A 24,392-nucleotide genomic window follows, 5' to 3' on the forward strand; every position below is an offset into this window, starting at 1 on the left:
GACGCGAGACGTCAGGCCGGCCGGACGCCGGTGGTGCCGAGGATGACCGAGGCGACCAGCTCCGGGTCGTCGTGCATCGGCACGTGCCCGCAGCCGGGCAGGTCCAGGTGCCGCGCGGAGGGCAGCCGGGTACGCGCCAGCGCCGCCTGCCGGTACGGCAGGATCCGGTCCCGCGTACCCCACGCGACTGTCACCGGCACTCTCGGGGTGCCCGCGTAGGCGTACCCCCGTCCCGCGCGGGCGACGGCGCGGAACGCCCGGGCCTGGCGCAGCGCGCGGGCGTCGGCGAGCGCGTCGTCGAGGGCCATCCGGTTGGGCCGGGCCAGGATCATGCCCATCGCCAGCATCCGCAGCGCGGGCGCGGCGAACAGGCGGCGCAGCACCGGTTCGGGCAGCCGGGCCGCGTTGCGGTGCAGGGAGAGCACGGTCAGCGCCCAGCGCAGCTCGCGCGCGGTGCAGAAGCCGGCCGGCGACAGCGCGGTGGCCGAGGAGACGGCGCCGAGCGCGGCCAGTTCCAGGGCGATCGCGCCGCCGAGGCTGTTGCCGGCGACGTGCGGGCGCTCCAGCCCGAACGCGGCGAACAGCTCGACCATGGCCGCGGCCAGCCCCGGCATGTCGGCGGGCAGCCCGGCGGCGGGCACCGGGGAGCGGCCGAAGCCCGGCAGGTCGACGGCGATCACGTCGTGCGCCTCGGCGAGGCGGTCCATCACCGGCCGCCAGGCGGCCCAGTGGTGACCGATGCCGTGCAGCAGCACCAGCGCGGGACCGGCCCCCCGCCGCTCGTAGACGACCTCCACCGGCGCGGTCACGGCCGCCCCTGCGGCGTGCTGACGCCGAAGCCCCGGCCCAGCATCCGGGACTGCTCCTCGATCAGCGGCACGGTGGCCCGGGCGGTGCGGCCCACCAGCCGGTCCGCCAGCGGGCTGACCAGCACCGATCGCATCGCCTGCACGCCGGCGACGGCGCGCGGCACGTACACCCGGCGGCTGCGGCGCTCGATCGCCCGGACGAACGCCTCGGCGCACTCGGCCACCGTGGTGGTGCGCCGCAGCGGCCAGGGCAGCTTCGCCAGCGCCGTTTCGAAGGCCGGCAGGTCGGCGCGCGCCTCGCGGACCAGGTCGGTGTCCACCCACGACGGGTGGGCGGTGCCCACCGCCACGCCCCGGTGCGCCAGCTCCAGCCGGACCGCGTTGCCGAACTGCTCCACGCCCGCCTTCGACGCGCAGTAGGCGGCCATGCCGGGCAGCGCGGCGAACGCCGCGGCCGAGGAGACGATCAGCAGGTAGCCACCCCGGTCGACGAGCGCGGGCACGGTCGCGGCCGCGGTGCGCATCACCCCGATCAGGTTGACCTCGACGGTACGCACCAGCGCCTCGACGTCGCCGACGGCGATCGTGCCGCGGTTGGCCACCCCGGCATTCGCCACCACCGCGTCGATCCCGCCCAGCGTCGCCACTGTCCCGTCCACGGCCGCCGCGAGGGCGTCCTGGTCGGTGACGTCGGCGGCGAACCAGGCGTGCGCCGGGCCCAGCTCGGCGGCGAGCGCGGCGAGCCGGTCGGGTTCCAGCCCGACGAGGGACAACCGGGCGCCGCGGGCCGCGGCGAGGCGGGCGGTGTGCTCGCCGATGCCCCGGGCCGCGCCGGTCACCAGCACCACCTTGCCGGCCAACCGGCCGGAAACACGACCATCGATGGACATGCCGGGAAGTTACCACCGGGTAGCCCCGGTGCGGAAGACCCGGCCGGACCTGCCCGGATCGCTGCCGTGCGGCGCGTACAGCTGGTACACAGGATCGGGACAGCCCGGCGACAGCGGGTCCGCCCACGATGGGGGCATGGTCATGAACGCGCAGTCCGCGCAGGGTCGCATCGAGCTGCGTCGACCGGACGGCGAACCGGTGCGGGTGCTCGTCGTCGACGACGAGGCGACACTCACCGACCTGCTCTCGATGGCCCTGCGGTACGAGGGCTGGCAGGTCGCCACCGCCGGCAGCGGCATGGCGGCTGTGACCACCGCCCGCCAGTTCCGTCCGGACGCCGTGGTGCTCGACGTGATGCTGCCCGACCTGGACGGCTTCCAGGTGCTGCGCCGCCTGCGCGAGCAGTCCCCGAGCGTGCCGGTGCTGTTCCTCACCGCCCGCGACGCCGTGGAGGAACGCGTCGCCGGGCTCACCGTCGGCGGCGACGACTACGTCACCAAGCCGTTCAGCCTGGAGGAGGTGATCGCCCGGCTGCGCGCGCTGCTGCGCCGCTCCGGCTTCGCGGTCGCCGCCCGCCAGGAGGCGGTGCTCACCGTCGGCGACCTCACCCTCGACGAGGACAGCCACGAGGTACGCCGCGGCGACGACCTGATCACGCTCACCGCCACCGAGTTCGAGCTGCTGCGTTACCTCATGCGCAATCCCCGCCGGGTGCTCAGCAAGGCGCAGATCCTCGACCGGGTGTGGAACTACGACTTCGGCGGCCAGGCCAACGTGGTCGAGCTGTACATCTCGTACCTGCGCAAGAAGATCGACGCGGGCCGGGCGCCCATGATCCACACCCTGCGCGGGGCGGGCTATGTCCTCAAGCCCGCCGAGTGACAGGCACGGCCGGCTACGCCGCCGCCTGGCCGGCTGGTCGCTGCGCCGCCGCCTGGTGCTCTCCGTGGTGGCGCTGCTCGCGCTGGTGAGCGTCGGCATCGGCGGCCTGACCACTGTCGCGCTGCGACACTTCCTGATCGACCAGATCGACAACCAGCTCACCTTCGGCGACCGGCGGCCCGCCGACTTCGAACGCTGGGCCCGGCGGGGCATGGACCCGCCGCGCCCGGACCAGCGGCCCACCCCACCGGAGCCGGACGAGGTGGCGCCGGACCCCCCGGGCGGCTTTCCGCCGGGCTCCATCGCGGTCCGGGTGCCCGCCACCGGCGAGGCCGCCGGCCGGGTCCGGTCCGAGAGCGGCGGCAGCGAGGAGGTGCCCGCCGCCGAACTGACCGCGCTGGCCCGCGTACCCGTCGGCGACCGCCCGCACACAGTCATCGTCGGCGACCGGGGGGACTACCGCGCGATCGCGCTGCGCTCACCGCGCGGCGACGGCGACGTGCTGGTCCTCGCGATCCCGCTGGCCCAGGTCGACGACACGGTCATGTGGATGCTCGTCGCGCAGGCCGGGGTGATCGGCGCCGGCCTGGTCATCGCCGGCGCCCTCGGCGCGGTGATCGTCCGGGCCACGCTGCGCCCGCTCAACCGCGTCGCCGCCACCGCCGCCCGGGTCACCGAACTGCCGCTGGACCGCGGCGAGGTCGCCCTGTCCGTGCGGGTACCGGCCGCCGACACCGACCCCCGCACCGAGGTCGGGCAGGTCGGCGGCGCGCTCAACCGGATGCTCGGTCACGTCGCCGCCGCACTCGCCGCCCGGCAGGCCAGCGAGACCCGGGTACGCCAGTTCGTCGCCGACGCCAGCCATGAGCTGCGCACCCCCCTCGCGGCCATCCGCGGATACGCCGAGGTGGCCCGCCGGGGCCACCAGGAGGTACCGCCCGACGTGGCGCACGCGCTGCGCCGCGTCGAATCGGAGAGCACCCGGATGACGAGCCTCGTCGACGACCTGCTGCTGCTGGCCCGGCTGGACTCCGGCCGCCCGCTCGCCGCCGAGCCGGTCGACCTGACCGCCACGGCGGTGAACGCGGTCAGCGACGCGCACGTCGCCGGGCCCGGCCACCGCTGGCAGCTCGACCTGCCCGACGAGCCGCTCACCGTCACCGGCGACGCCCACCGGCTGCACCAGGTGCTGGCGAACCTGCTGGCGAACGCGCGCGTGCACACCCCGGCCGGCACCACCGTCACCGTCCGGCTCGCGCACGCGCCCGGCGGCGTCGAGCTACGCGTCACCGACGACGGGCCGGGCATTCCGGAGCAGTTGCAGCCGGAGGTCTTCGAGCGGTTCGCGCGCGGCGACAGCTCCCGCTCCCGCGCCCAGGGCAGCACCGGCCTGGGACTGGCCATCGTCGCCGCAGTCGTGGAGGCGCACCACGGGCGGGTCGACGTGGTCAGCCGGCCCGGCCACACCGCGTTCACGGTCTGGCTGCCGGGGTCCACAGCCGACGCATAGGCCGCTCACGGGAGCGGGCCAGCGGATCCGCCGAGGCTTGCCGGCATGGACCGAACCGACAGCCTGCCGACAGTGCCCACGGCCGCGCCACCCGGCACCGAGCCGGCCCGCGCGCCCGTACCCCTGGGAACCCGCACCGGCCGTGATCCGCGCTGGGCCCGGCCGGCGCTGGCCGGCCTCCTGGTCGTGACCGCGCTGCTCTACCTGTGGGGCCTCGGCGCCTCCGGCTGGGCCAACGCGTTCTACTCGGCCGCCGTGCAGGCCGGGTCGCAGAGCTGGACGGCGTTCTTCTACGGATCCTCCGACGCGGCCAACTCGATCACCGTGGACAAGACCCCGGCGTCGCTCTGGCTGATGGCGCTCTCCGTGCGGATCTTCGGCCTGAGCGGCTGGTCGATCCTGGTGCCGCAGGCGTTGCTCGGCGTCGCCTCGGTCGGTGTGCTCTACGCGACGATCCGCCGCTGGCACGGCCCGGCTGCCGGCCTGCTCGCCGGCGCGGTGCTCGCGCTCACCCCGGTGGCGACGCTGATGTTCCGCTTCAACAACCCGGACGCGCTGCTGGTGTTCCTGCTCGTCGCCGCCGCCTACGCCACCGTGCGCGCGGTCGAGACGGCCGGCACCCGGTGGATCGTGCTGACCGGCGTGCTCGTCGGCTTCGGCTTCCTCACCAAGATGCTCCAGGCGTTCCTGGTGATCCCGGTCTTCGCCGGGGTCTACCTGCTGGCCGCCCCGACCGGACCCGGGCGGCGGATCCGCCAGCTGCTGCTCGCCGGGCTGGCCGTGGTCGTCTCCGCCGGCTGGTGGGTGGCGTTGGTCGAGCTGGTGCCGGCGAGCGTCCGCCCGTACATCGGCGGCTCCCAGAACAACAGCATCCTGGAGCTGACGCTGGGCTACAACGGCCTGGGCCGCATCACCGGCGACGAGGTGGGCAGCGTCGGCGGCGGTGGCGGCCGGCCCGGCGGGGGAGGCGGCGGGCCGTTCTCCGGCCGGACCGGCCTGCTGCGGATGTTCGACACCGAGGTCGGCGGGCAGATCTCCTGGCTGCTGCCGGCCGCGCTGATCCTGCTGGTCGCCGGGCTGTGGCTGGCCGGGCGGGCGCCGCGTACCGACCGCACCCGGGCCGGTCTGCTGCTGTGGGGCGGCTGGCTGCTGGTCACCGGCCTGATCTTCAGTTTCATGTCCGGGATCTTCCACGCGTACTACACGGTCGCCCTGGCTCCGGCGGTCGGCGCGCTGGTCGGCATCGGGACCACCCTGCTGTGGCGGGCCCGCTCCGCGCCGGTCCGGTGGCGCCGGTTCGCTGCCACGCTGGTGCTGGCCGGCACGCTGGCGGTCACCGCGTGGTGGTCCTGGCACCTGCTCGGCCGCACCCCCGAGTGGCACCCCTGGCTGCGCCCCACGGTGCTGGCCCTGGGCCTGACCACAGCCGCCTTTCTGGCCGTCTCGGCGTTCCTCACCCACCGGACCGTCCCGCCCTCGCCGTCTGCCCCGGTGATCAAGGAGTTTGTGTCCGGAAGTGGCGTTCAGGGTGACGCAAACTCCTTGGTCAACTCCGAGGCGGGGGCGACGGCGGGGCGCAGGGCCGAGTTTGCCGGGCGGGTTGTGCGGTGGGTCGTGCCGGTGGTGTCCGTCGCCGGGATCGCGGTGGCGCTGGCCGGGCCGGCCGCGTACGCGATGCAGACCGCTGTCACCCCGCACTCCGGCTCGATCCCGAGCGCCGGGCCGGCCGGAGCGGGCGGCTTCGGCGGCCCCGGTGGACCGGGCGGGCGGATGCCGGGCGGTCGCGCGAACGGACAGTTCCCCGGTGGTCCGGGCGGCGGGCAGTTCCCGGGCTTCCCGGGTGGCCCGAACGGCACCGGCCAGAACGGCGGGGCGAACGCCGGTGGATTCCCCGGATTCTCGGGCGGTGGTTCGGCACCGGGCGTGCCCGGCGGCACCGGTCAGGACGGCGGCACCGGTCAGGACGGCGGCACCGGTCAGGACGGCACCGCGCCAGGTGGCATCCCGGGGCAGGGCGGCTTCCCCCGCCAGGACGGCGGCACCGGGCAGGAGGGTCGAGGGCCGCGCGGCGGTGGCATGGGCGGGCTGCTCGCCGCCCGCGAGCCGAGCGCCGAGATGACAGCGCTGCTGGCCGCCGACGCCGACGACTACACCTGGGTCGCCGCCACGGTCGGCTCGAACAACGCCTCCGGCTACCAGCTGGCCACCGGCCGTCCGGTCATGCCGGTCGGCGGCTTCAACGGCAGCGACCCGTCGCCGACGCTCGCCCAGTTTCAGCGGTACGTCGCCGACGGGCGGATCCACTACTTCCTCGGCGGCGGTGGGTTCCGTGCCAACGGCGGCAGCAACGCCTCGGCCGAGATCGCCGCCTGGGTCGCCGAGACCTTCACCCCGACCACCGTCGACGGCGTGACCGTGTACGACCTGAGCAGCGGAAAGCAGGGCTGAGCCATGACGGAGACGTACGCGCCCCGGGCCGCCGTGCAGGCCCGGCCCGCCGGCGGCAGCGCGGTGCTCGACGTGGTGGTCCCGGTGTACAACGAGGAGGCCGACCTCGGGCCCTGCGTCCGGCGGCTGCACGCGCACCTGACCGCGCACTTCCCGTACCCGTTCCGGATCACGGTGGCCGACAACGCCAGCGCGGACGGCACGCCGGCGGTGGCGCGGGCATTAGCCGACGAGCTGCCCGAGGTGGGGGTGCTGCGCCTGGACGAGAAGGGCCGCGGGCGGGCGCTGCGCGCCGCGTGGTCGGCCTCGCCGGCGCCGGTGCTCGCGTACATGGACGTGGACCTGTCCACCGACCTGGCCGCGCTGCTGCCGCTGGTCGCGCCGCTCATCTCCGGGCACTCCGACCTGGCCATCGGCACCCGGCTGGCGCGGACCAGCCGGGTGGTCCGAGGCGCCAAGCGGGAGGTCATCTCGCGTGGCTACAACCTGCTGCTGCGCGGCGCGCTCGCGGCGCGTTTCTCCGACGCCCAGTGCGGGTTCAAGGCGATCCGCGCCGACGTGGCGGCTGAGCTGCTGCCGCTGGTACGCGACACCGGCTGGTTCTTCGACACGGAGCTGCTGGTCCTGGCGCAGCGGGCCGGGCTGCGCATCCACGAGGTGCCGGTGGACTGGGTGGACGACCCGGACAGCCGCGTCGACATCGTCGCCACCGCGCTCGCCGACCTGCGCGGCATCGGCCGGCTGGGCCGTGCGCTGGTGACCGGGGCGCTGCCACTGGCGCAGTTGCGCGCCCAGCTCGGCCGTGGTCCGCTGCCGGCACCCCCGGCGCAGGTGCCGGTCGGGTTGCCCCGCCAGCTCGCCCGGTTCGCCGCGGTGGGCGTGGCGAGCACGCTCGCGTACCTGCTGTTGTTCCTGCTGGCCCGCGGCCCGCTCGGTGCGCAACCGGCGAACCTGCTGGCGCTGCTGCTCACCGCGGTGGCCAACACGGCGGCCAACCGGCGGCTCACGTTCGGGGTGACCGGACGCCGGCACGCCGGTCGCCACCACCTCCAGGGGCTGCTGGCGTTCGCGCTCGGCCTGGCCCTGACCAGCGGTTCCCTGGCCGTGCTGCACGCCACCACACCCCCGAGCCGCGGGTGGGAGCTGACCGTCCTGGTGGCGGCCAACCTGGCCGCGACAGCCCTGCGCTTCCTCCTGCTCCGCCTGGCCATGCACCACCGCCCCTGAGCCTCCCATCCCGTCGATCATGAGGTTGGCGGCGCGACACGCCGGGCGCCGACACCGTCAACTTCATGATCGACGGAGAGGTGGCAGGGTGGGCGTGTGTACCGGGAGTGGGGAGCGGCGGGGATTCCCGGCGGGGTGCTGTGGAGCAGCGTGTCCGGTGGCGGCGAGACGCGGGTGCTGCCGGACGGGTGCCTTGATCTGCTCTGGTCCAGCCGCGCCGGGCTGCTGGTCGCCGGCCCGGACCGCACCGCGCACCTGTCGCGGTCCGCGCCGGGGGACCGGTGGATCGGGCTGCGCCTGCCGCCGGGGACCGGCCCGGCCGTGTTCGGGGTGCCGGCCGAGGAGTTGCGGGACCGCCGCGTACCGCTGGCCGACCTGTGGGGCCGCGCCGCCGCCGAGGTGACCGAGCGGGTCGAGACGGCGATCGCCGTGCCGGGCCGGGAGGCCCGGACCGACGCCGACGACGAGGCCGGCGGCGCGACGGCGGTGCTCACCCGGGTCGCCCGCGACCGGCTGCGCGCGGCCGGCGGCCCCGACCCGCTCGGCGCGCGGGTCGCCGCCCGCCTGGCCGCCGGGGCCACAGTCGCCGCGACCGCCGCCGAGGTCGGCCTCGGTGAGCGGGCCCTGCACCGGCGCAGCCGGGCCCTGTTCGGGTACGGCCCGAAGACGCTGGCCCGAATCCTGCGGATGCGCCGCGCGCTGGACCTGGCCCGCGCCGGTGCGCCGCTCGCCGAGGTGGCGGTGCGCAGCGGGTACGCCGACCAGGCCCACCTGACCCGCGAGGTGCGGGAACTGGCCGGAGTGCCGCCGACCCGGCTGCTCGCCCCGGCCGGCAACCGCCCATCGGCCGGCTGACCGGTCCGGGAGCCGCCAGCGGTGAGCCGGCCGGGCGCTACTCGGCCGCGGGCAGCGGGGCGAAGAGGTCCACGCCGTTGCCGTCCGGGTCGTGCAGGACCGCGTACCGCTGGCCCCAGAACGCGTCCCACGGTGGCAGCTCGCCGTGATGCCCGGCGCCGGTCAGCTCGGCGTACCAGCGGTCCACCTCGGCCGGGTCGGCGCACCGGAAGGCCAGGCTCATCCGGTTGTTGCCGCCGGACGGGTCGAACTCGGGATGGAAGCTGCGGATCACCTCGACCGTGTCCCAGGCCAGCCGTACCCCGTTCGGCAGGGTGACCTCGACGTGCCCTTCGGTTTCGGCGCCGGCCGGGATCGGCAGCCCCAGCCGCCGGTAGAAGTCGAGCGTGCGTGCCATGTCGGTGACCACGGTCCCGACCAGATCGAACTGCGGTGTCATGCCCGCGACGGTAGGCGTGACCAGCCCGGCCCGTCTTGAACGGATCGGACGGGGGACGAGTGGCCGGTGTGGCCGCACACGCCGTCGTCGAGACGTTACGGTGGGGGACAAGTCCGGCCCCGAGCAACAGAGCTCGCATTCCGGGCGTGCTTCGATGACCGGCGAGGGAAGGAAAAGCAGCCGTGACGCATCTGGCCTACCTGGACGCGGGATCCGGCAGTCTCATCGTGCAGGCGGTGGTCGGCGGGGTGGCCGGGGTGGCGGTGGCCGCCAAGCTCTACTGGCGCCGCCTGGTGTCCCGGTTCCGGCGTCAGCCCACCGACCAGGGCCCGGCGGCGTGACGGTCCCCGACACCGGCGTCCGCGTTGAACCCGGCTCCTTCCGCGACCCCGGCAACCGCGTGTTCCACCGGGGCGAGGAGGTGCTGCGCGGGCTCGACGAACGCTCCGCCCGGGACTGGCGGGCGCTGTCGGTCACCGATTTCTTCCGGCAGGCCACCGCCCGGGGGCAGATCGTCGGCACCGAGGAGCTGACCCCGACCCCTGTCGACGCGCCCTGGACCGCGGTGCTGCGGCACGAGCGGATCCCGTTCGTCTCGCACCCGTACGAGTGGTCGTACGCGATGCTGCGCGACGCCGCGCTGCTGCACCTGGACGTGCTGCGGGCCGCTCTCGAAGCCGGCTTCACCACCAAGGACGGCTCGGCGTACAACGTGCAGTGGCGCGGGGCCCGGCCGGTCTTCATCGACGTCGGCTCGTTCGAGGCGCTGCGCGACGGCGAACCCTGGGCCGGCTACCGGCAGTTCTGCCAGACGCTGCTCTACCCGCTGCTGATCCAGGCCCACCTCGGGCTGGACTTCCAGCCGTTCCTGCGCGCCCGCGTCGACGGCGTCGAACCGGACCAGATGCGCCGGCTGTTCGGCGGCACCCGGCGCTGGCGGGCCGGCGTGCCCACCCACGTGCACCTGCACGGCGCCATGCAGGCCCGCAACTCCGCCGCGAGCACCACCGACGTGCGCGCCCAGTTGCGCGCCGCCGGGTTCTCCCGCGAGCTGGCGCTGGCCACGGTACGCGGGCTGGCGAAACTGGTCCGGCGGCTCGACCACCGGCCCGGCGACAGCCACTGGTCGGACTACCAGCGCACCTGCGCGTACTCGGTGCCGGACCGGCAGGCCAAGGAGGAGTTCGTCGACCGGGCGGTGGCCGCCACCGGCGGAGGCTCGGCGCTGGACCTGGGCGCCAACGACGGCCGGTACGCCCGCATCGCCGCCCGGCACGCCGCGCACGTCGTCGCCGTCGAGCAGGACCCGGCAGTGGTCGACACGCTCTACCGCGCGCTGCGCGACGAGGGCGAGACACGGATCCTGCCGCTGGTGATGGACCTGGCCGACCCGTCGCCCGGCGGCGGCTGGCGGGGCGTCGAGCGGGCGGCGTTCACCGACCGGGCCCGCGCGGACACCGTCCTGGCCCTGGCCGTGGTGCACCACCTGGCGATCGGGCGCAACGTGCCGCTGCCCGAGGTGCTCGACCAGCTCACCGCGCTCACCGCCACCGGCGGCAGCCTCGTGGTGGAGTTCGTCCACCCGGACGACCCGATGGCCCGCCGGCTGCTGGCCAACAAGCCGGACGGCCTGTTCCCGGACTACCGGCGGGACGCCTTCGAGGCGCTGCTGGCCCGCCGGGGCCGGGTCGTCGCCCGGGCCGAGCTGCCGTCCGGCACCCGCACGCTCTACCAGGTGGTGGTGGGTGGCTGAGGACACCCTCGCACCACCCCGCGACCGCGCGGCCGCCTCGGGCCAGCGGGAGCGCCCGCCCTGGTGGCGGGCCGAGGCGGCCCGGCTGGCCGAGGTGGCCGCACTGGTCGGGCTGGTCGTCACCCAGCCGCTGCTCGACGTGCTCGGCCGCAGCCCCGACTTCTTCCTGTTCCACCGCGCCTCCCGGGCCGACGTGCTGCTGCTGGTCGCCCTGATCGCGCTCGCGCCGACAGTGCTGCTCGCGCTGCTCGGCGCGCTCGCGCTGCCCGCCGGACGCCTCACCCGGACCGTCGTGCACGGCGCGATCGTGGGCCTGCTGCTCACCGCCCTGGCGGTCCAGGTCGGCCGGCACGTCACGCCGCTTCGGGGCGTACCCCTGCTTGTCGCCGCCGGTGTGGCCGGAGCCGCCGGGGCGGCCGCGCACCGGCGGTGGCGGGCGCCCCGGCGGGTGCTGCGGATGGCGGCCGCCGGGCCGCTGGTGTTCGTCGGGCTGTTCGTGTTCGCCTCGCCCGCGTCGGCGGTGGTGCTGCCGCGCGGCGAGGGCGGCGCCGCCGCGGTGGCCGGCGCGGGCGCGCACCCGCCGGTGGTCATGATCGTGCTGGACGAGTTGCCGCTCGTCTCCCTGCTCGGGCCGGACGGCCGGATCGACGCCGCCCGCTACCCGAACTTCGCGGCGCTGGCCGGCGGGTCGACGTGGTACCGCAACGCGACAGGCGTCAGCGGCTGGACGCCCTACGCGCTGCCCGCCATGCTCACCGGGCGCTACCCGGAGCGGGGGTCGGCGCCGCACTACTCGCAGTACCCGGACAACCTGTTCACCGCGCTCGGCGGCCTCTACCGGATCAAAGCCGAGGAGAGCATCACCCGGCTCTGCCCGCCGAGCCGCTGCGAGCAGGCCACCACCCCGGAACAGGGGCTCGGCGTGCTGGTCCGGGAAAGCGGCAGGCTGCTCGGGCGGATCGCCGCGCCGGTGGACAGCCGGATCGACCCGGAGGACTCCTACCGCGAGCGGACCGCCGCCGAGGCCGGGCTGGACGCCGCCGAGCCGGTGCCGGACGACCCGAAGTTCCGCTGGGACACCCTCGACGACAACCAGCCGGCCCGGTTCACCTCGTTCCTGGCCGGGCTGCGCCCCGACACCCGACCCACGCTGCACTTCCTGCACCTGCTGATGCCGCACTCACCGTGGGCGTACCTGCCGTCCGGGGCGCACTACGCGGCACCGGAGGACCTGCCGAACGACGGCGCCGGCTGGGTCGACCTGGCCCGCGCCCGGCACCTGGCCCAGCTCGGCTACACCGACCGGCTGATCGGCGAGACGCTGCGGACGCTGCGCGCCACCGGCCTCTACGACAAGGCGCTGGTGGTGGTCACCGCCGACCACGGCGTGAGCTTCCGCCGCGACTGGCAGGGCCGGGGGATGGACGCCATCGACCACGCCGCCAACGAGGTGGCCTGGGTGCCGATGTTCGTCAAGGAACCCGGCCAACGCGCCGGACGGGTGGACGACCGCAACTGGGAGCACGTCGACCTGCTGCCCACGATCGCCGACGAGACGCACATGCGGGTGCCCTGGCGGATGGACGGCCGGTCGGCGAAGGCGGCGCCGCGCGAACGGACGGACAAACGCTTCTACGACCGCCCCGGCCAGCCGGTCACGATCACCGGCGGCGTGCCCGCCCCGCTCCCGCCGCCTCCCGTCGACCCGCTCGTCGGCACCCGGGTCGCCGACGCGCCGGTGGGTGGCACCGCCACTGTGGCGAACCGGGACGCGTTCGACGCGGTCGACCCGGCCGGCGGCGGGCTGCCGGCGCTGGTCTGGGGCACCGTGTCGGACGACGTGCCCGACGGCACCCGGCTCGCCGTGGCGGTCAACGGGACGGTCGGCGCGGTGGCGCCCGTGGTGCCGCCGGACGCCGGTGGATGGCGGTTCGCGGCGCTGCTCGCCGACGACCGGCTGTTCGCCGCAGGCGCCAACCGGCTCGACCTCTACCGGGTCGGTGACGACGGGACGCTACGGCAGCTCACACTGTCGTGACGGACCTCCCGAACGTGCCCATGGCCGCGCTCCCATCCGGTTTCCGGACCGGCTGGCCGGGAAACAGGTGACGCACACCTCACCCCGAAACCATGACGAGCGGTGTCCTCCGCGCCGTGATTACGGTAGAAGCGAAGGCAATTCAACGAAGATCTTGCCGGCGAAGCGAGGAACAGATGACGGAAGTCAAGCTCGACCACCCCGGTGGGCAGCTGTCGATGCCGGTGCAGTCCGCGGTTGAGGGCCCCGCCGGGATCGGGGTGAGCAAGCTGCTCAAGGAAACCGGGATGACCACCTACGACCCCGGTTTCGTGAACACCGCGTCCTGCTCGTCCGCCATCACCTACATCGACGGTGATGCCGGCATCCTGCGGTACCGCGGCTACCCGATCGACCAGCTGGCCGAGAAGTCCTCCTTCCTGGAGGTCTCGTACCTGCTGATCTACGGCGAGCTGCCGTCCCAGACGCAGCTCACCGAGTTCAGCGAGCGGATCCGGCGCCACTCCCTGCTGCACGAGGAGATGCGCCGCTTCTTCGACGGCTTCCCCCGCGACGCGCACCCGATGGCCGTGCTCTCCTCGGCCGTCAGCGCCATCTCGACCTTCTACCAGGACAGCCTGGACCCGTTCGACTCCGAGCACGTGGAGATGTCCACGGTGCGCCTGATGGCGAAGGTCCCGACCATCGCCTCGTACGCGTACAAGAAGTCGATCGGGCAGCCGCTGCTGTACCCGGACAACTCGCTCGGCTACGTCGAGAACTTCCTGCGGATGACGTTCGGCGTACCGGCCGAGCCGTACGAGGTCGACCCGGTGGTGGCCCGGGTGCTGGACATGCTGTTCATCCTGCACGCCGACCACGAGCAGAACTGCTCCACCTCGACCGTGCGGCTCGTCGGCTCCAGCAACGCCAACCTGTTCGCCTCGGTCTCGGCCGGCGTGAACGCGCTGTTCGGCCCGCTGCACGGCGGCGCCAACCAGGCCGTGCTGGAGATGCTCCAGAAGATCCAGGCCGACGGCGGCGACGTCCGCTCCTTCGTGCAGAAGGTGAAGGACAAGCAGGACGGCGTGAAGCTGATGGGCTTCGGGCACCGGGTCTACAAGAACTACGACCCGCGCGCCGCCATCGTGAAGAAGGCCGCCCAGGACGTGCTCGGCCGGATGGCCAAGCCGGACCCGCTGCTGGACCTCGCGGTGCAGCTGGAGGAGATCGCGCTCGCCGACGACTTCTTCGTGTCCCGGCGGCTCTACCCGAACGTGGACTTCTACACCGGCCTGATCTACAAGGCCATGGGCTTCCCCACCAAGATGTTCACGGTGCTGTTCGCGCTCGGCCGGCTGCCCGGCTGGATCGCGCAGTGGCGCGAGATGATCAACGACCCGGAGACCAAGATCGGTCGTCCGCGGCAGATCTACACCGGCGCCACCGAGCGGGACTACGTCCCCGCCGACAAGCGCTGAGCGTGCAAGGAAGGGCCCCTTGTTAACGCCTCCGGTAGAGGAGGGGCCCCCTATTAACACGCGGACGACGAAGGCCGCCGACCTGCTCGGGTCGGCGGCCTTTCCGCGCGTGCACCGGGGTGGAGGTGTTAACAAGGGGCCCTTCCTCTACCGCAGGCGTTAAGAAGGGGCCCTTCCTTACCGCAAGCCGGCGGCGGTGAGGAGGTTGCCGTCGGGGACGTGCGGGGTCGCGTGGCCGTGGGCCATGCGGTGCTCGGCGCGGGCGGCCGTGAACGCGGGGTCGCCGGCGATGGCGGTGGCGTACGCGGCGGCGGTGCGGGACGCGATTGCGGCCCAGCCGTACTGCTCGTGCACCATGGCGCGGGCCCGCCGGGCGAGCGCACGTGCCCGGTCCCGGTCGGACAGCAGCGTGTGCACCGCCTCGGCCAGCCCGTCCGGGTCGTGCGGGGCGAACGTCATGCCGGTGACGCCCGGCTCCACGATCTCGGCCAGCCCGCCGGTACGGGCGACAGCCAGCGGGGCGCCGGCGGCCGCACCCTCCAGCGCGACCATGCCGAACGGCTCGTAGATGCTCGGCACCGCGAAGCAGTCCGAGGCGGCCATCACGGCGGGCAGGTCGGTGCCGCCGAGGAACCCGGGCATGCTCACAGTGGCGCCCAGCCCGAGGCGGTGCACCTCGGCCTCCAGGTCCGCCTTGTACGGCCCGTCGCCGACGATCACCGCGCGCAGCCCGGGGTGCCGGTCCCGCAGCCGGGGCAGCCCGGCCAGCAGGTGCTGCACGCCCTTCTCGTACACGAGGCGCCCGGCGAACGTGACCAGCGGGCCGTCGGCGGCGAACCGGGCCCGGGCGGCGGCGACCGCCGAGGCGGGCACCCGCCAGCGGTGCGGCTCGACGCCGTTGGGCACCACGTCGACGCGGGCGGCGTCCACCCCGAACAGCGCGCCCACCTCGTCGCGCATGTACCCGGAGCAGACGATCACGCGGCCGGACTCGCCGGCCAGCCAGTGCTCGACGCCGTGGATGGTGCGGTTCATCTCCTCCGGCAGCCAGCCCTGGTGCCGGCCCGCCTCGGTGGCGTGGATGGTGCTGACCAGCGGGACGTCGAGGTGCTCGCGCAGCGTGACAGCGGTGTGCGCGACGAGCCAGTCGTGGGCGTGGATGACGTCGTACGTGCCGGCGGAGGCGGCGCGCAGCGCGGCCCGGGTGAGCGTGTGGTTGAACGCCATCGTCCAGGCCAGCAGCGAATCGGTGGCGAGCGGGAACCGGACCGGGTCCTCGGCGGCGCGGACGACGCGCACGCCGTCGGCGTACTCCTCCAGGGGAGCGCCCTCGGCGTGGCGGGTGACGACTGTGACCTCGTGCCCGGCGGCGGCCAGGGCGACGGACAGCGCGTGGACGTGGCGGCCGAGGCCGCCGACGAGCACCGGCGGGTACTCCCACGACAGCATCAGGATGCGCCGGGTCCTGGGCGCGACCCCGGCCGGCGACGGCGGGGCCGGGCGGGAGGTGAGGGTGGGCCGGTGGAGCCGGTCCGTCGCGGTGGCGGGCTGAGCGCCGACCCGCAGAGTGGTCACGTCGATCTCCGTCCATGCATGGTGAGGCACGCCGGCTGCGGTGGCGGCGTCGAGCGGTGATGGGGGTGGCCGAACGGCCGGGCGGACCCGCGGGCGCAGGTCCGCATCCAGGAAAGTCCATCCGCGTCCGGCGCGCATCTCGAAAAGGGCGATCGTGACGGATGACACCCGAACGTCTATCCGTTCTCAGGAGGGTGGATTCGGTTACGGTCCGAACGGATGGATTGGCCGCGGCTACGACTGGGCATCACCGGCGTGCGCATCGGCGGTTCCCCCTGTCCGGTGCGCTCACGATCATGGGCCGAAGGAGCGACATGCAGGTCTGGCCGGGCGATAGCTACCCCCTCGGCGCCACGTACGACGGGATGGGCACCAACTTCGCGATCTTCTCCGAGGTGGCGGAGAAGATCGAGCTGTGCCTGTTCGACGAGTGGGACATCGGCACCGAGCGCCGGGTGGAGCTGCGCGAGGTCGACGCGTACGTCTGGCACGCCTACATCCCCGGCGTCGAGCCCGGCCAGCGCTACGGCTACCGGGTGCACGGGCCGTGGAACCCGGCCGAGGGGCTGCGCTGCAACCCGCACAAGCTGCTGCTCGACCCGTACGCGAAGGCGGTCGACGGTGAGGTCACCTGGCACCCGTCGGTCTACGACTACGAGGTCGGCGGCGACCCGGACCGGATGAACACCGCCGACTCGGCGCCGTACATGCCGAAGTCGGTGGTGGTGAACCCGTACTTCGACTGGGGCAACGACCGGCCGCCGCGCACCCCGTACCACCACTCGGTGATCTACGAGGCGCACGTGCGCGGCCTGACCATGCGCCACCCGGACATCCCGGAGGAGCTGCGCGGCACGTACGCGGCCATCGCCTCACCGGTGATGATCGAGCACTTCAAGCGGCTCGGTGTGACGGCGGTGGAGCTGATGCCGGTGCACGAGTTCGTGCACGACCACCGCCTGGCCGACCTGGGGCTGCGCAACTACTGGGGCTACAACACCATCGGCTTCTTCGCCCCGCACCACGGCTACTCCGCGCTGGGCCGCCTGGGCCAGCAGGTCCAGGAGTTCCGGGGCATGGTCAAGGCGCTGCACGCCGCCGGCATCGAGGTCATCCTCGACGTGGTCTACAACCACACGGCCGAGGGCAACCACCTCGGCCCGTCGCTGAGCTTCAAGGGCATCGACACCCCGAGCTACTACCGGCTCTCCGAGGACGACAGGCGCTACTTCGTCGACTACACCGGCACCGGCAACAGCCTCAACGTGCGCAGCCCGCACTCACTCCAGCTGATCATGGATTCCCTGCGCTACTGGGTGACCGAGATGCACGTCGACGGCTTCCGGTTCGACCTGGCCGCCACGCTGGCCCGCGAGTTCTACGAGGTGGACCGCCTGTCCACGTTCTTCGAGGTGGTGCAGCAGGATCCGGTGGTCGGCCGGGTGAAGTTGATCGCCGAGCCGTGGGACGTGGGCCCCGGCGGCTACCAGGTCGGCAACTTCCCGCCGCAGTGGACCGAGTGGAACGGCAAGTACCGCGACACCGTACGCGACTTCTGGCGGGGCGAGCCGGCCACGCTCGCCGAGTTCGCCTCCCGCATCTCCGGCTCCGCCGACCTCTACCAGGACGACGGCCGCCGCCCGTTCCACAGCATCAACTTCGTCACCTGCCACGACGGGTTCACGCTCACCGACCTGGTCTCCTACAACGACAAGCACAACGAGGCGAACGGCGAGGACAACCGGGACGGCGAGAGCCACAACCGGTCCTGGAACTGCGGCGTCGAGGGGGAGACCGACGACCCGGGCGTGCTCGCGCTGCGGACTCGGCAGCGGCGCAACTTCCTGGCCACGCTGATCCTGTCCCAGGGCGTGCCGATGCTCGGCCACGGCGACGAGATGGGCCGCACCCAGCGCGGCAACAACAACGCCTACTGCCAGGACAGCGAGCTGGCCTGGGTGGACTGGGACCGGGCCGAGACCGACCTGCTGGACTTCGTCCGCCGGCTCACCGAGTTCCGCAACCGGCACCAGGTGTTCCGCCGCCGCCGGTTCTTCACCGGCCTGCCGGTGGGCGGCCGGGCCGCCGGCTCCGGGCTGCCGGACCTGGCCTGGTACACCCCGGACGGCCGGGAGATGACCGGCGAGGACTGGGGCAACGACTTCGGCCGCTCGGTGGCCCTGTTCGTCAACGGCGACGGCATCGGCGAACGCGGCCAGTACGGCCAACGCCACCGGGACAGCTCCTTCCTGCTGCTGTTCAACGCGCACGACGCGGCGCTGGACTTCACGCTGCCCGGCGAGGAGTTCGGCACCCGGTGGGAGCTGGTGATCAGCACCGCGGAACCCGATCCGGAGAAGACGACGCTCGTCGAGGCGGGCGGCACGGTCTGCGTGCCGGACCGCTCGCTGCTGGTCCTGGAGAGGACGGCCTGACCGATGCCCGACACCCCCCGCTCGACGTACCGGGTGCAGGTGCGTCCCGGCTTCGACCTGGACGCCACGGCCGAGCTGGCGGGCTACCTCGCCGCGCTCGGCGTCACCCACCTCTACACCGCGCCCCTGCTCACCGCCACACCCGGCTCCACGCACGGCTACGACGTGGTCGACCACCGCGCGGTCAACCCGCAGCTCGGCGGCGAGGCCGCCCGGGCGCGGCTGGTCCGCGCGCTGCGCGCGCCCGGGCTGGGCCTGGTCGTGGACATCGTGCCCAACCACGCCGGGGTGGCCCGGCCCGAGGCCAACCCGGCCTGGTGGGACGTGCTGCGGCGGGGACGTGACTCGGCGTACGCACGCTGGTTCGACATCGACTGGGACCGGGGCCGGCTGCTGCTGCCGGTGCTCGCCGACAGCGCCGACGCGCTCGACGACCTGAAGCTCGTCGACGGGGAGCTGCGCTACCACGAGCACCGCTTCCCGGTGGCCGACGGCACCGGCGAGGGCACGCCCCGGCAGGTGCACGACCGGCAGCACTACGAGCTGGTGAACTGGCGGCGCGGCGACGCCGAGCTGACGTACCGCCGGTTCTTCGCCGTGTCCGACCTGGCCGGCCTGCGGGTGGAGGACCCGGAGGTCTTCGACGCCACCCACGCGGAGATCCTGCGCTGGGTCGGCGCCGGGGAGGTCGACGGCATCCGCGTCGACCACCCGGACGGGCTGCGCGACCCGGCCGGCTATCTGGCCCGGTTGCGCGCCGCCGCGCCGGAGCGCTGGCTGGTGGTGGAGAAGATCCTGGAGTACGGCGAGGACCTGCCGGACTGGCCGGTCGACGGCACCACCGGCTACGACGCGCTGGCCGCGGTGTCCGGACTGTTCGTGGACCCGGACGCCGAAGCGGAGTTCACCACGCTCGACGGCCGGCTGACCGGGCGGCACACCTCCTGGGCCGACCTGACGCACGACACAAAGCTGGAGGCCGCCACCCGGCTGCTCGCCGCCGAGCTGACCCGCCTGGCCGCGCTCGTGCCCGAGCTGCCCGGCGAGCAGGTCCGCGCCGCCCTGGCCGAGCTGGCCGCCTGCTTCCCGGTCTACCGCGGCTACCCGCCCTCCGGCGCCCGGCACCTGGCCGCCGCCCGCGCCGAGGCGGGCCGCCGCCGCCCCGACCTGACCGGCGTGCTGGACGCGGTCACCGCCCGGCTGCGCGATCCCGGCCACGAGCTGGCCGCCCGGTTCCCGCAGCTCACCGGCGCGGTGATGGCCAAGGGCGTGGAGGACACCGCGTACTACAGGTGGAGCCGGTTCGTCGCGCTGAACGAGGTCGGCGGCAGCCCGGCCCACTTCGGCGTGCCTGCGGCCGAGCTGCACCGGTTCGCCGCCGCCCGCCAGGTGCGGTGGCCGGCGAGCATGACCACGCTGTCGACCCACGACACCAAGCGCGGCGAGGACGTCCGCGCCCGCCTCGCGGTGCTGTCCGAGCTGCCCGGCCGCTGGGCCGAGCGGGTCGCCGACTGGATGTCGCGCGCGCCGCTGGCCGACCCCGCGCTGGCCCACCTGCTGTGGCAGACCGCCGTCGGGGCGTGGCCGATCGAACGGGAGAGACTGCACGGGTACGCCGAGAAGGCCGCCCGGGAGGCGTCGGTCACCACGAGCTGGGCCGATCCGGACCCGGCCTCCGAGCACGAGCTGCACGCCCTGGTCGACCGGATGTACGACGACCCGGAGCTGCACGCGCAGATCACCGCGTTCGCCGCCGAGATCACGCCGCCCGGCTGGTCGAACGCGCTCGGGCAGAAGCTGGTGCAGCTCGCCATGCCCGGCGTGCCCGACGTCTACCAGGGCACCGAGCTGTGGGAGAACTCGCTCGTCGACCCGGACAACCGGCGGCCGGTCGACTTCGCCGTACGCCGGGACATGCTGGCCCGGCTCGACGCCGGCTGGCGGCCCGCGGTGGCCGGCGACGGCGCGGCCAAGCTGCTCGTGGTGTCCCGGACGCTGCGGCTGCGCCGCGACCGCCCGGACCTGTTCGCCGGCTACCGGCCGGTGCCGGCGCGCGGCCCGGCCGCCGCGCACGCGGTGGCCTTCGACCGCGGCGGCGCGGTGGCGGTGGCGACCCGGCTGCCGCTGCGGCTGGCCCGCTCCGGCGGCTGGCGGGACACGACCGTGTCATTTCCCGTTCATCAGTGCACCGACTTGTTCACCGGGCGGGTCTACAGTGGTTCTGAGCTGCTCCTGGATGATCTGCTGAGCACCTATCCCGTCGCCCTCCTCGCACCCACCGACTCTGTGGAGGCCGCCGCATGACCGAGTTCACGGTGTGGGCGCCCGAAGCCGCCCGGGTGCGGCTGCGCCTGCCCGGCGCCGCCGACCACGCGATGCGTTCCGGGCCGGACGGCTGGTGGCGGGTCGAGGTGCCCGACGCGGGGCCGGGCACCGACTACGCCTTCCTGCTCGACGACGACGAGCAGGCGCTGCCCGACCCCCGCTCGGCCTGGCAGCCGGCCGGGGTGCACGGGCCCAGCCGGCTCTACGACCACGGCGCGTTCGGCTGGACCGACGCCGCCTGGACCGGCCGGCAACTGCCCGGCAGCGTGCTGTACGAGCTGCACATCGGCACGTTCACCCCGGAGGGCACGTTCGACGGGGCGATCGCGAAGCTCGACCACCTGGTCGACCTCGGCGTCGACATGGTCGAGCTGCTGCCGGTGAACGCGTTCAACGGCGAGCACAACTGGGGCTACGACGGCGTCTGCTGGTACGCCCCGCACGAGCCGTACGGCGGCCCGGACGGCCTGAAACGGTTCGTCGACGCCGCCCACGCCAGGGGCCTGGGGGTGATCCTCGACGTCGTCTACAACCATTTCGGGCCCTCCGGGGCCTACGCGCCGCGGTTCGCGCCGTACCTCACCGAGCAGAGCAACACCTGGGGCCGCACCGTCAACCTGGACGGCCCGCACTCCGACGGGGTCCGCCGCTACATCGCCGACAGCGTGCTGGGCTGGCTGCGCGACTACCACGTCGACGGGCTGCGGCTGGACGCCGTGCACGCCATGCCGGACGGCCGGGCGGTGCACTGGCTGGAGGAGGTCGCCGCCGAGGTGGAGGCGCTGTCGACGCACCTCGGGCGGCCGCTGTCGCTGATCGCCGAGAGCGACCTCAACGACCCGCGCCTGATCACCCCTCGGGAGGCGGGCGGGTACGGCCTGCACGCCCAGTGGAACGACGACGCCCACCACGCGCTGCACACGCTGCTCACCGGCGAACGGCAGGGCTACTACGGCGACTTCGGCTCCCTCGAATGCCTCACCGACGTGCTGACCGGCGGCTTCTTCCACGCCGGCACCTGGTCCAGCTTCCGCGGCCGCAGCCACGGCCGCCCGGTCGACCGGCAGCGCACGCCCGGCCACCGGTTCGTGGCGTACCTGCAGAATCACGACCAGATCGGCAACCGGGCCACCGGCGACCGGATCTCCGCAACGCTGTCGCCCGGCCTGCTGCGCGTCGGCGCGACGCTGCTGATGACCGCGCCGTTCACGCCGATGCTGTTCATGGGGGAGGAGTGGGCTGCCTCCACGCCGTGGCAGTTCTTCACCAGCCATCCCGAGCCGGAACTGGCGACGGCGGTGGCCACCGGCCGCCGGCGGGAGTTCGCCACCCACGGCTGGGCCACCGACGACGTGCCCGACCCGCAGGACCCGCAGACGTTCCTGCGGTCCCGGCTGGACTGGGCCGAGCTGGACAAGCCGGAGCACCGCGAGACGTACGACCTGTACCGGCGGCTGATCGCGCTGCGCCGCTCCCGGGCCGACCTGTCCGACCCCCGGCTGGACCGGGTCGACGTGCGCCACGGCGACCGGTTCCTGGTGATGCGGCGCGGCGAGACGCTCGTGGTGGCCAACCTGGCCGACCGGGCGCAGCGGATCAACCTGCCCGGGGTGGTACGCCGGGTGCTGCTCGCCACGTCGGAGGGCGTCACGGTGATGCGCGACGGCATCGAGCTGCCGCCGGAGTCGGCCGCGATCGTGGCGCTCTGACCGTCTCACCGGTGAAGCTTGCGCCGCACCGCCTCGGCGTCGGCGTGCCCGAGTTCCTCGCGCCGGTGCGGGCCACGACGGGCGTCACGACCTCGGCAGGGTGAGGATCTCCGCGCCGTCGTCGGTGATGGCGATGGTGTGCTCGCTGTGCGCGGTGCGGCAGCCCGTCGCGCTGCGCAGCGTCCACCCGTCGGCGTCGGTGACCAGCGTGGCGGTGTCCGCCATCACCCAGGGTTCCAGCGCCAGCAGCAGCCCGGGACGCAGCGTGTAGCCGCGCCCGGGCCGCCCGGTGTTCGACACGTGCGGGTCCTGGTGCATCGTCGACCCGACGCCGTGCCCGCCGAACTCGGTGTTGACCGAGTATCCGGCCTCGGTGAGGACCGAGCCGATGGCGTGCGAGAGGTCGCCGACCCGGGCGCCGGGACCGGCCGCCCCGATCCCCGCGCGCAGCGCCCGTTCGGTGGCGTCGATCAGCGCGATGCTCTCCGCGGGCCGGGCGTCGCCGACGATGAAGCTGATCGCGGAGTCGGCCACCACGCCGCCCAGCGAGACGGCCAGGTCGAGGCTCAGCAGGTCGCCGTCGGCCAGCGCGTAGTCGTGCGGCAGCCCGTGCAGCACCGCGTCGTTGACCGAGGTGCAGATGTAGTGGCCGAACGGCCCGCGTCCGAAGGACGGCGCGTAGTCGACGTAGCAGGACTGCGCCCCGGCCTCGGCGATCATGCGCTGGGCCTGCCTGTCGATGTCGAGCAGGTTGGTGCCGACAGTGGTGCTGCCGCGCAGCGTCTGCAGGATGTGGGCGACCAGGGCGCCGGTGTCCCGCGCCCGCCGGACGTCGGTGGGGCTCAGGATCTCGATCATGCAGGCGCCTCTCCTCGCGGGACCAATAAGTATCCCGGTCATGTTATCCCGGTATTAGAATCCTGCCATGGTCAGGTTGCCACTCACCCCCGCCGAGGTCGAACGCGGCCAGCGCCTCGGCGCGCTCCTGCGGCGAGCCCGGGGTGAGCGTTCGATGCTGCTCACCGCGCTCGACGCGGGCGTCTCCCCGGAGACGCTCCGGAAGATCGAGTCCGGCCGGGTCGCCACGCCGGCGTTCCCCACCATCGCGGCCATCGCCGACGTCCTCGGCCTCTCCCTCGACGAGGTGTGGTCCGAGATCAACAGGTCCGACGGCGCGGTGCGTCTTGCGCCGTCCGGGCGGCGGCTGGCCTCGTAGGCACCCTGACGGCCCGGTGAGCATACTGAGTATGCTCCCCTCCATGCCACCCTCACGTCGCACCGTCGCCCTCGTCGTCCCCGTCGCCGGTTTCCTGCTCGGCTTCCTGGACTTCGTCTGGATCAAGTGGGTGCCGTTCCCGTTCGCCGAACTCGGCAACTCCACCGCCACCTGGGCGGTCGCCGCGTTCGCACTTGGCTGGTGGATCCGGTCCGGCGCGGTGCGCGCCGCCGTCGCGGCAAGCGCCCTGCTCGTCGTCGCGGTGCCCAGCTACTACCTGGCGGCGACGCTGCTCCAGGGTGACGACCTCGCCGTGATCTGGTCGCCCACCTCGATCGTCTGGATGGCGTTCGGCGTGGTGGCGGGCGTGGTGTTCGGCGTCGCCGGCATCTGGGCGCGGACCGAGGGGTGGCGGCGCGTCGTCGGGACCGCGCTGCCGGTGGCCGTCTTCGTCGAGGAGGCCCTGCGGTTCGCGCTGAAGTCGCGGTCCGGCTATCCCGGAGCGTGGTGGAACGTGGCGATCGACCTCGCGCTCGCCGCGCTGCTGGTCCTCCTGATCGGCCGGTCCGCGAGGGTACGGCTGCTGGCCGCCGCGGTGGCGGTACCGCTGGTCGCGGCGGGCGCGGTCACGTTCTCCGCCGTCGCGGGCTGACCCCGCCGCGACGGCAGGCGGGCAGTCGGGCAGGCGGGCCACCCGGCAAGCGGGCCACCGGGCAGGCGGGCCACCGGGTAGGCGCCGAGCCGGGGTGCCGGGAGGCCGCGCCGGCCGAGGCGGTGGCCCACCCGCCCGACCGGGATCGGCGACAATGGCCCGAGAACG

The 24,392-nt window shown here is 74.0% G+C and carries 19 protein-coding genes; 14 read left to right on the forward strand and 5 right to left on the reverse strand.

Annotated elements, in window-relative coordinates:
• Positions 1-11: 11 nt before the first annotated feature.
• The gene (locus Q3W68_RS20745) at positions 12-809 is read right to left on the reverse strand and encodes an alpha/beta fold hydrolase (protein WP_302907026.1); all 798 of its coding nucleotides are present in this window, start codon (positions 807-809) and stop codon (positions 12-14) included.
• The gene (locus Q3W68_RS20750) at positions 806-1,699 is read right to left on the reverse strand and encodes an SDR family oxidoreductase (RefSeq protein WP_302907027.1); all 894 of its coding nucleotides are present in this window, start codon (positions 1,697-1,699) and stop codon (positions 806-808) included. The genes Q3W68_RS20745 and Q3W68_RS20750 overlap by 4 nt, the downstream gene beginning before the upstream one ends.
• A 142-nt stretch (positions 1,700-1,841) precedes the next feature.
• Between Q3W68_RS20750 and Q3W68_RS20755 the strand changes: the two genes are divergently transcribed.
• From Q3W68_RS20755 to Q3W68_RS20775, 5 genes are all read left to right on the forward strand, one after another.
• Positions 1,842-2,582, forward strand: a complete 741-nt coding sequence (locus Q3W68_RS20755) for a response regulator transcription factor (RefSeq protein WP_302907155.1) — start codon at positions 1,842-1,844, stop codon at positions 2,580-2,582.
• Positions 2,560-4,092, forward strand: a complete 1,533-nt coding sequence (locus Q3W68_RS20760) for a cell wall metabolism sensor histidine kinase WalK (protein ID WP_302907028.1) — start codon at positions 2,560-2,562, stop codon at positions 4,090-4,092. The genes Q3W68_RS20755 and Q3W68_RS20760 overlap by 23 nt, the downstream gene beginning before the upstream one ends.
• 45 nt (positions 4,093-4,137) lie before the next feature.
• A complete protein-coding gene (locus Q3W68_RS20765) occupies positions 4,138-6,540 on the forward strand; it encodes a glycosyltransferase family 39 protein (RefSeq protein WP_302907029.1) in 2,403 nt (800 codons plus the stop codon).
• Positions 6,541-6,543: 3 nt separating this feature from the next.
• Complete coding sequence (locus tag Q3W68_RS20770) at positions 6,544-7,767, forward strand: dolichyl-phosphate beta-glucosyltransferase (protein ID WP_302907030.1); 1,224 nt, start codon at positions 6,544-6,546, stop codon at positions 7,765-7,767.
• A gap of 96 nt (positions 7,768-7,863) precedes the next feature.
• Complete coding sequence (locus Q3W68_RS20775; RefSeq protein ID WP_302907031.1) at positions 7,864-8,622, forward strand: helix-turn-helix transcriptional regulator; 759 nt, start codon at positions 7,864-7,866, stop codon at positions 8,620-8,622.
• 37 nt (positions 8,623-8,659) lie between these two features.
• Here Q3W68_RS20775 and Q3W68_RS20780 read toward each other — a convergent pair whose 3' ends face one another.
• The gene (locus Q3W68_RS20780; protein ID WP_302907032.1) at positions 8,660-9,061 is read right to left on the reverse strand and encodes a VOC family protein; all 402 of its coding nucleotides are present in this window, start codon (positions 9,059-9,061) and stop codon (positions 8,660-8,662) included.
• Positions 9,062-9,243: 182 nt separating this feature from the next.
• Between Q3W68_RS20780 and Q3W68_RS20785 the strand changes: the two genes are divergently transcribed.
• The 4 genes from Q3W68_RS20785 (at position 9,244) to Q3W68_RS20800 (ending at position 14,312) form a co-directional block, all read left to right on the forward strand.
• The gene (locus Q3W68_RS20785; protein WP_018787270.1) at positions 9,244-9,402 is read left to right on the forward strand and encodes a hypothetical protein; all 159 of its coding nucleotides are present in this window, start codon (positions 9,244-9,246) and stop codon (positions 9,400-9,402) included.
• Entirely contained in the window at positions 9,399-10,814 is a 1,416-nt protein-coding gene (locus Q3W68_RS20790) for a methyltransferase domain-containing protein (RefSeq protein ID WP_302907033.1), read from the forward strand. Before Q3W68_RS20785 ends, Q3W68_RS20790 begins: the two co-directional genes overlap by 4 nt.
• Positions 10,807-12,852, forward strand: a complete 2,046-nt coding sequence (locus Q3W68_RS20795) for a sulfatase-like hydrolase/transferase (RefSeq protein ID WP_302907034.1) — start codon at positions 10,807-10,809, stop codon at positions 12,850-12,852. The genes Q3W68_RS20790 and Q3W68_RS20795 overlap by 8 nt, the downstream gene beginning before the upstream one ends.
• Before the next feature lie 176 nt (positions 12,853-13,028).
• Positions 13,029-14,312, forward strand: coding sequence for a citrate synthase (locus tag Q3W68_RS20800; protein ID WP_302907035.1), 1,284 nt, complete (start codon positions 13,029-13,031; stop codon positions 14,310-14,312).
• Positions 14,313-14,489: 177 nt separating this feature from the next.
• Here Q3W68_RS20800 and Q3W68_RS20805 read toward each other — a convergent pair whose 3' ends face one another.
• Positions 14,490-15,887, reverse strand: a complete 1,398-nt coding sequence (locus Q3W68_RS20805) for a glycosyltransferase family 4 protein (protein ID WP_302907036.1) — start codon at positions 15,885-15,887, stop codon at positions 14,490-14,492.
• Positions 15,888-16,201: 314 nt separating this feature from the next.
• Between Q3W68_RS20805 and glgX the strand changes: the two genes are divergently transcribed.
• The 3 genes from glgX to treZ are packed head-to-tail and all read left to right on the forward strand — an operon-like array spanning position 16,202 to position 22,356.
• Complete coding sequence (gene glgX / locus Q3W68_RS20810; RefSeq protein ID WP_302907037.1) at positions 16,202-18,322, forward strand: glycogen debranching protein GlgX; 2,121 nt, start codon at positions 16,202-16,204, stop codon at positions 18,320-18,322.
• Between the two features lie 3 nt (positions 18,323-18,325).
• Entirely contained in the window at positions 18,326-20,626 is a 2,301-nt protein-coding gene (gene treY / locus Q3W68_RS20815; RefSeq protein ID WP_302907038.1) for a malto-oligosyltrehalose synthase, read from the forward strand.
• Positions 20,623-22,356, forward strand: a complete 1,734-nt coding sequence (gene treZ, locus Q3W68_RS20820; protein WP_302907039.1) for a malto-oligosyltrehalose trehalohydrolase — start codon at positions 20,623-20,625, stop codon at positions 22,354-22,356. The genes treY and treZ overlap by 4 nt, the downstream gene beginning before the upstream one ends.
• Positions 22,357-22,440: 84 nt before the next feature.
• Here the strand turns inward: treZ and map are convergent, their stop codons facing one another.
• Positions 22,441-23,214 carry a type I methionyl aminopeptidase gene (map, locus tag Q3W68_RS20825; RefSeq protein ID WP_302907040.1) on the reverse strand — a complete coding sequence of 258 codons (774 nt, stop codon included), beginning with the start codon at positions 23,212-23,214 and terminating at the stop codon, positions 22,441-22,443.
• 67 nt (positions 23,215-23,281) lie between these two features.
• Here map and Q3W68_RS20830 point away from each other — a divergent pair, with 67 nt between their 5' ends.
• Entirely contained in the window at positions 23,282-23,572 is a 291-nt protein-coding gene (locus tag Q3W68_RS20830; protein WP_302907041.1) for a helix-turn-helix transcriptional regulator, read from the forward strand.
• A gap of 43 nt (positions 23,573-23,615) precedes the next feature.
• Positions 23,616-24,224 carry a DUF6518 family protein gene (locus tag Q3W68_RS20835; RefSeq protein ID WP_302907042.1) on the forward strand — a complete coding sequence of 203 codons (609 nt, stop codon included), beginning with the start codon at positions 23,616-23,618 and terminating at the stop codon, positions 24,222-24,224.
• Positions 24,225-24,392: the final 168 nt, after the last annotated feature.

It is taken from the genome of Micromonospora sp. C28ISP2-4 (assembly GCF_030519385.1).
Lineage (GTDB): Bacteria > Actinomycetota > Actinomycetes > Mycobacteriales > Micromonosporaceae > Micromonospora > Micromonospora tulbaghiae.

Excerpts from the sequence above, each read along its gene's own strand:
- map (WP_302907040.1), bottom strand. The coding sequence starts at position 23,214 with ATGATCGAGATCCTGAGCCCCACCGACGTCCGGCGGGCGCGGGACACC.
- Q3W68_RS20770 (WP_302907030.1), top strand. The coding sequence starts at position 6,544 with ATGACGGAGACGTACGCGCCCCGGGCCGCCGTGCAGGCCCGGCCCGCC.
- Q3W68_RS20750 (WP_302907027.1), bottom strand. The coding sequence starts at position 1,699 with ATGTCCATCGATGGTCGTGTTTCCGGCCGGTTGGCCGGCAAGGTGGTG.
- Q3W68_RS20765 (WP_302907029.1), top strand. The coding sequence starts at position 4,138 with ATGGACCGAACCGACAGCCTGCCGACAGTGCCCACGGCCGCGCCACCC.
- treY (WP_302907038.1), top strand. The coding sequence starts at position 18,326 with ATGCCCGACACCCCCCGCTCGACGTACCGGGTGCAGGTGCGTCCCGGC.
- Q3W68_RS20780 (WP_302907032.1), bottom strand. The coding sequence starts at position 9,061 with ATGACACCGCAGTTCGATCTGGTCGGGACCGTGGTCACCGACATGGCA.
- Q3W68_RS20760 (WP_302907028.1), top strand. The coding sequence starts at position 2,560 with ATGTCCTCAAGCCCGCCGAGTGACAGGCACGGCCGGCTACGCCGCCGC.
- glgX (WP_302907037.1), top strand. The coding sequence starts at position 16,202 with ATGCAGGTCTGGCCGGGCGATAGCTACCCCCTCGGCGCCACGTACGAC.
- Q3W68_RS20835 (WP_302907042.1), top strand. The coding sequence starts at position 23,616 with ATGCCACCCTCACGTCGCACCGTCGCCCTCGTCGTCCCCGTCGCCGGT.
- Q3W68_RS20755 (WP_302907155.1), top strand. The coding sequence starts at position 1,842 with ATGAACGCGCAGTCCGCGCAGGGTCGCATCGAGCTGCGTCGACCGGAC.
- Q3W68_RS20830 (WP_302907041.1), top strand. The coding sequence starts at position 23,282 with ATGGTCAGGTTGCCACTCACCCCCGCCGAGGTCGAACGCGGCCAGCGC.
- Q3W68_RS20800 (WP_302907035.1), top strand. The coding sequence starts at position 13,029 with ATGACGGAAGTCAAGCTCGACCACCCCGGTGGGCAGCTGTCGATGCCG.
- treZ (WP_302907039.1), top strand. The coding sequence starts at position 20,623 with ATGACCGAGTTCACGGTGTGGGCGCCCGAAGCCGCCCGGGTGCGGCTG.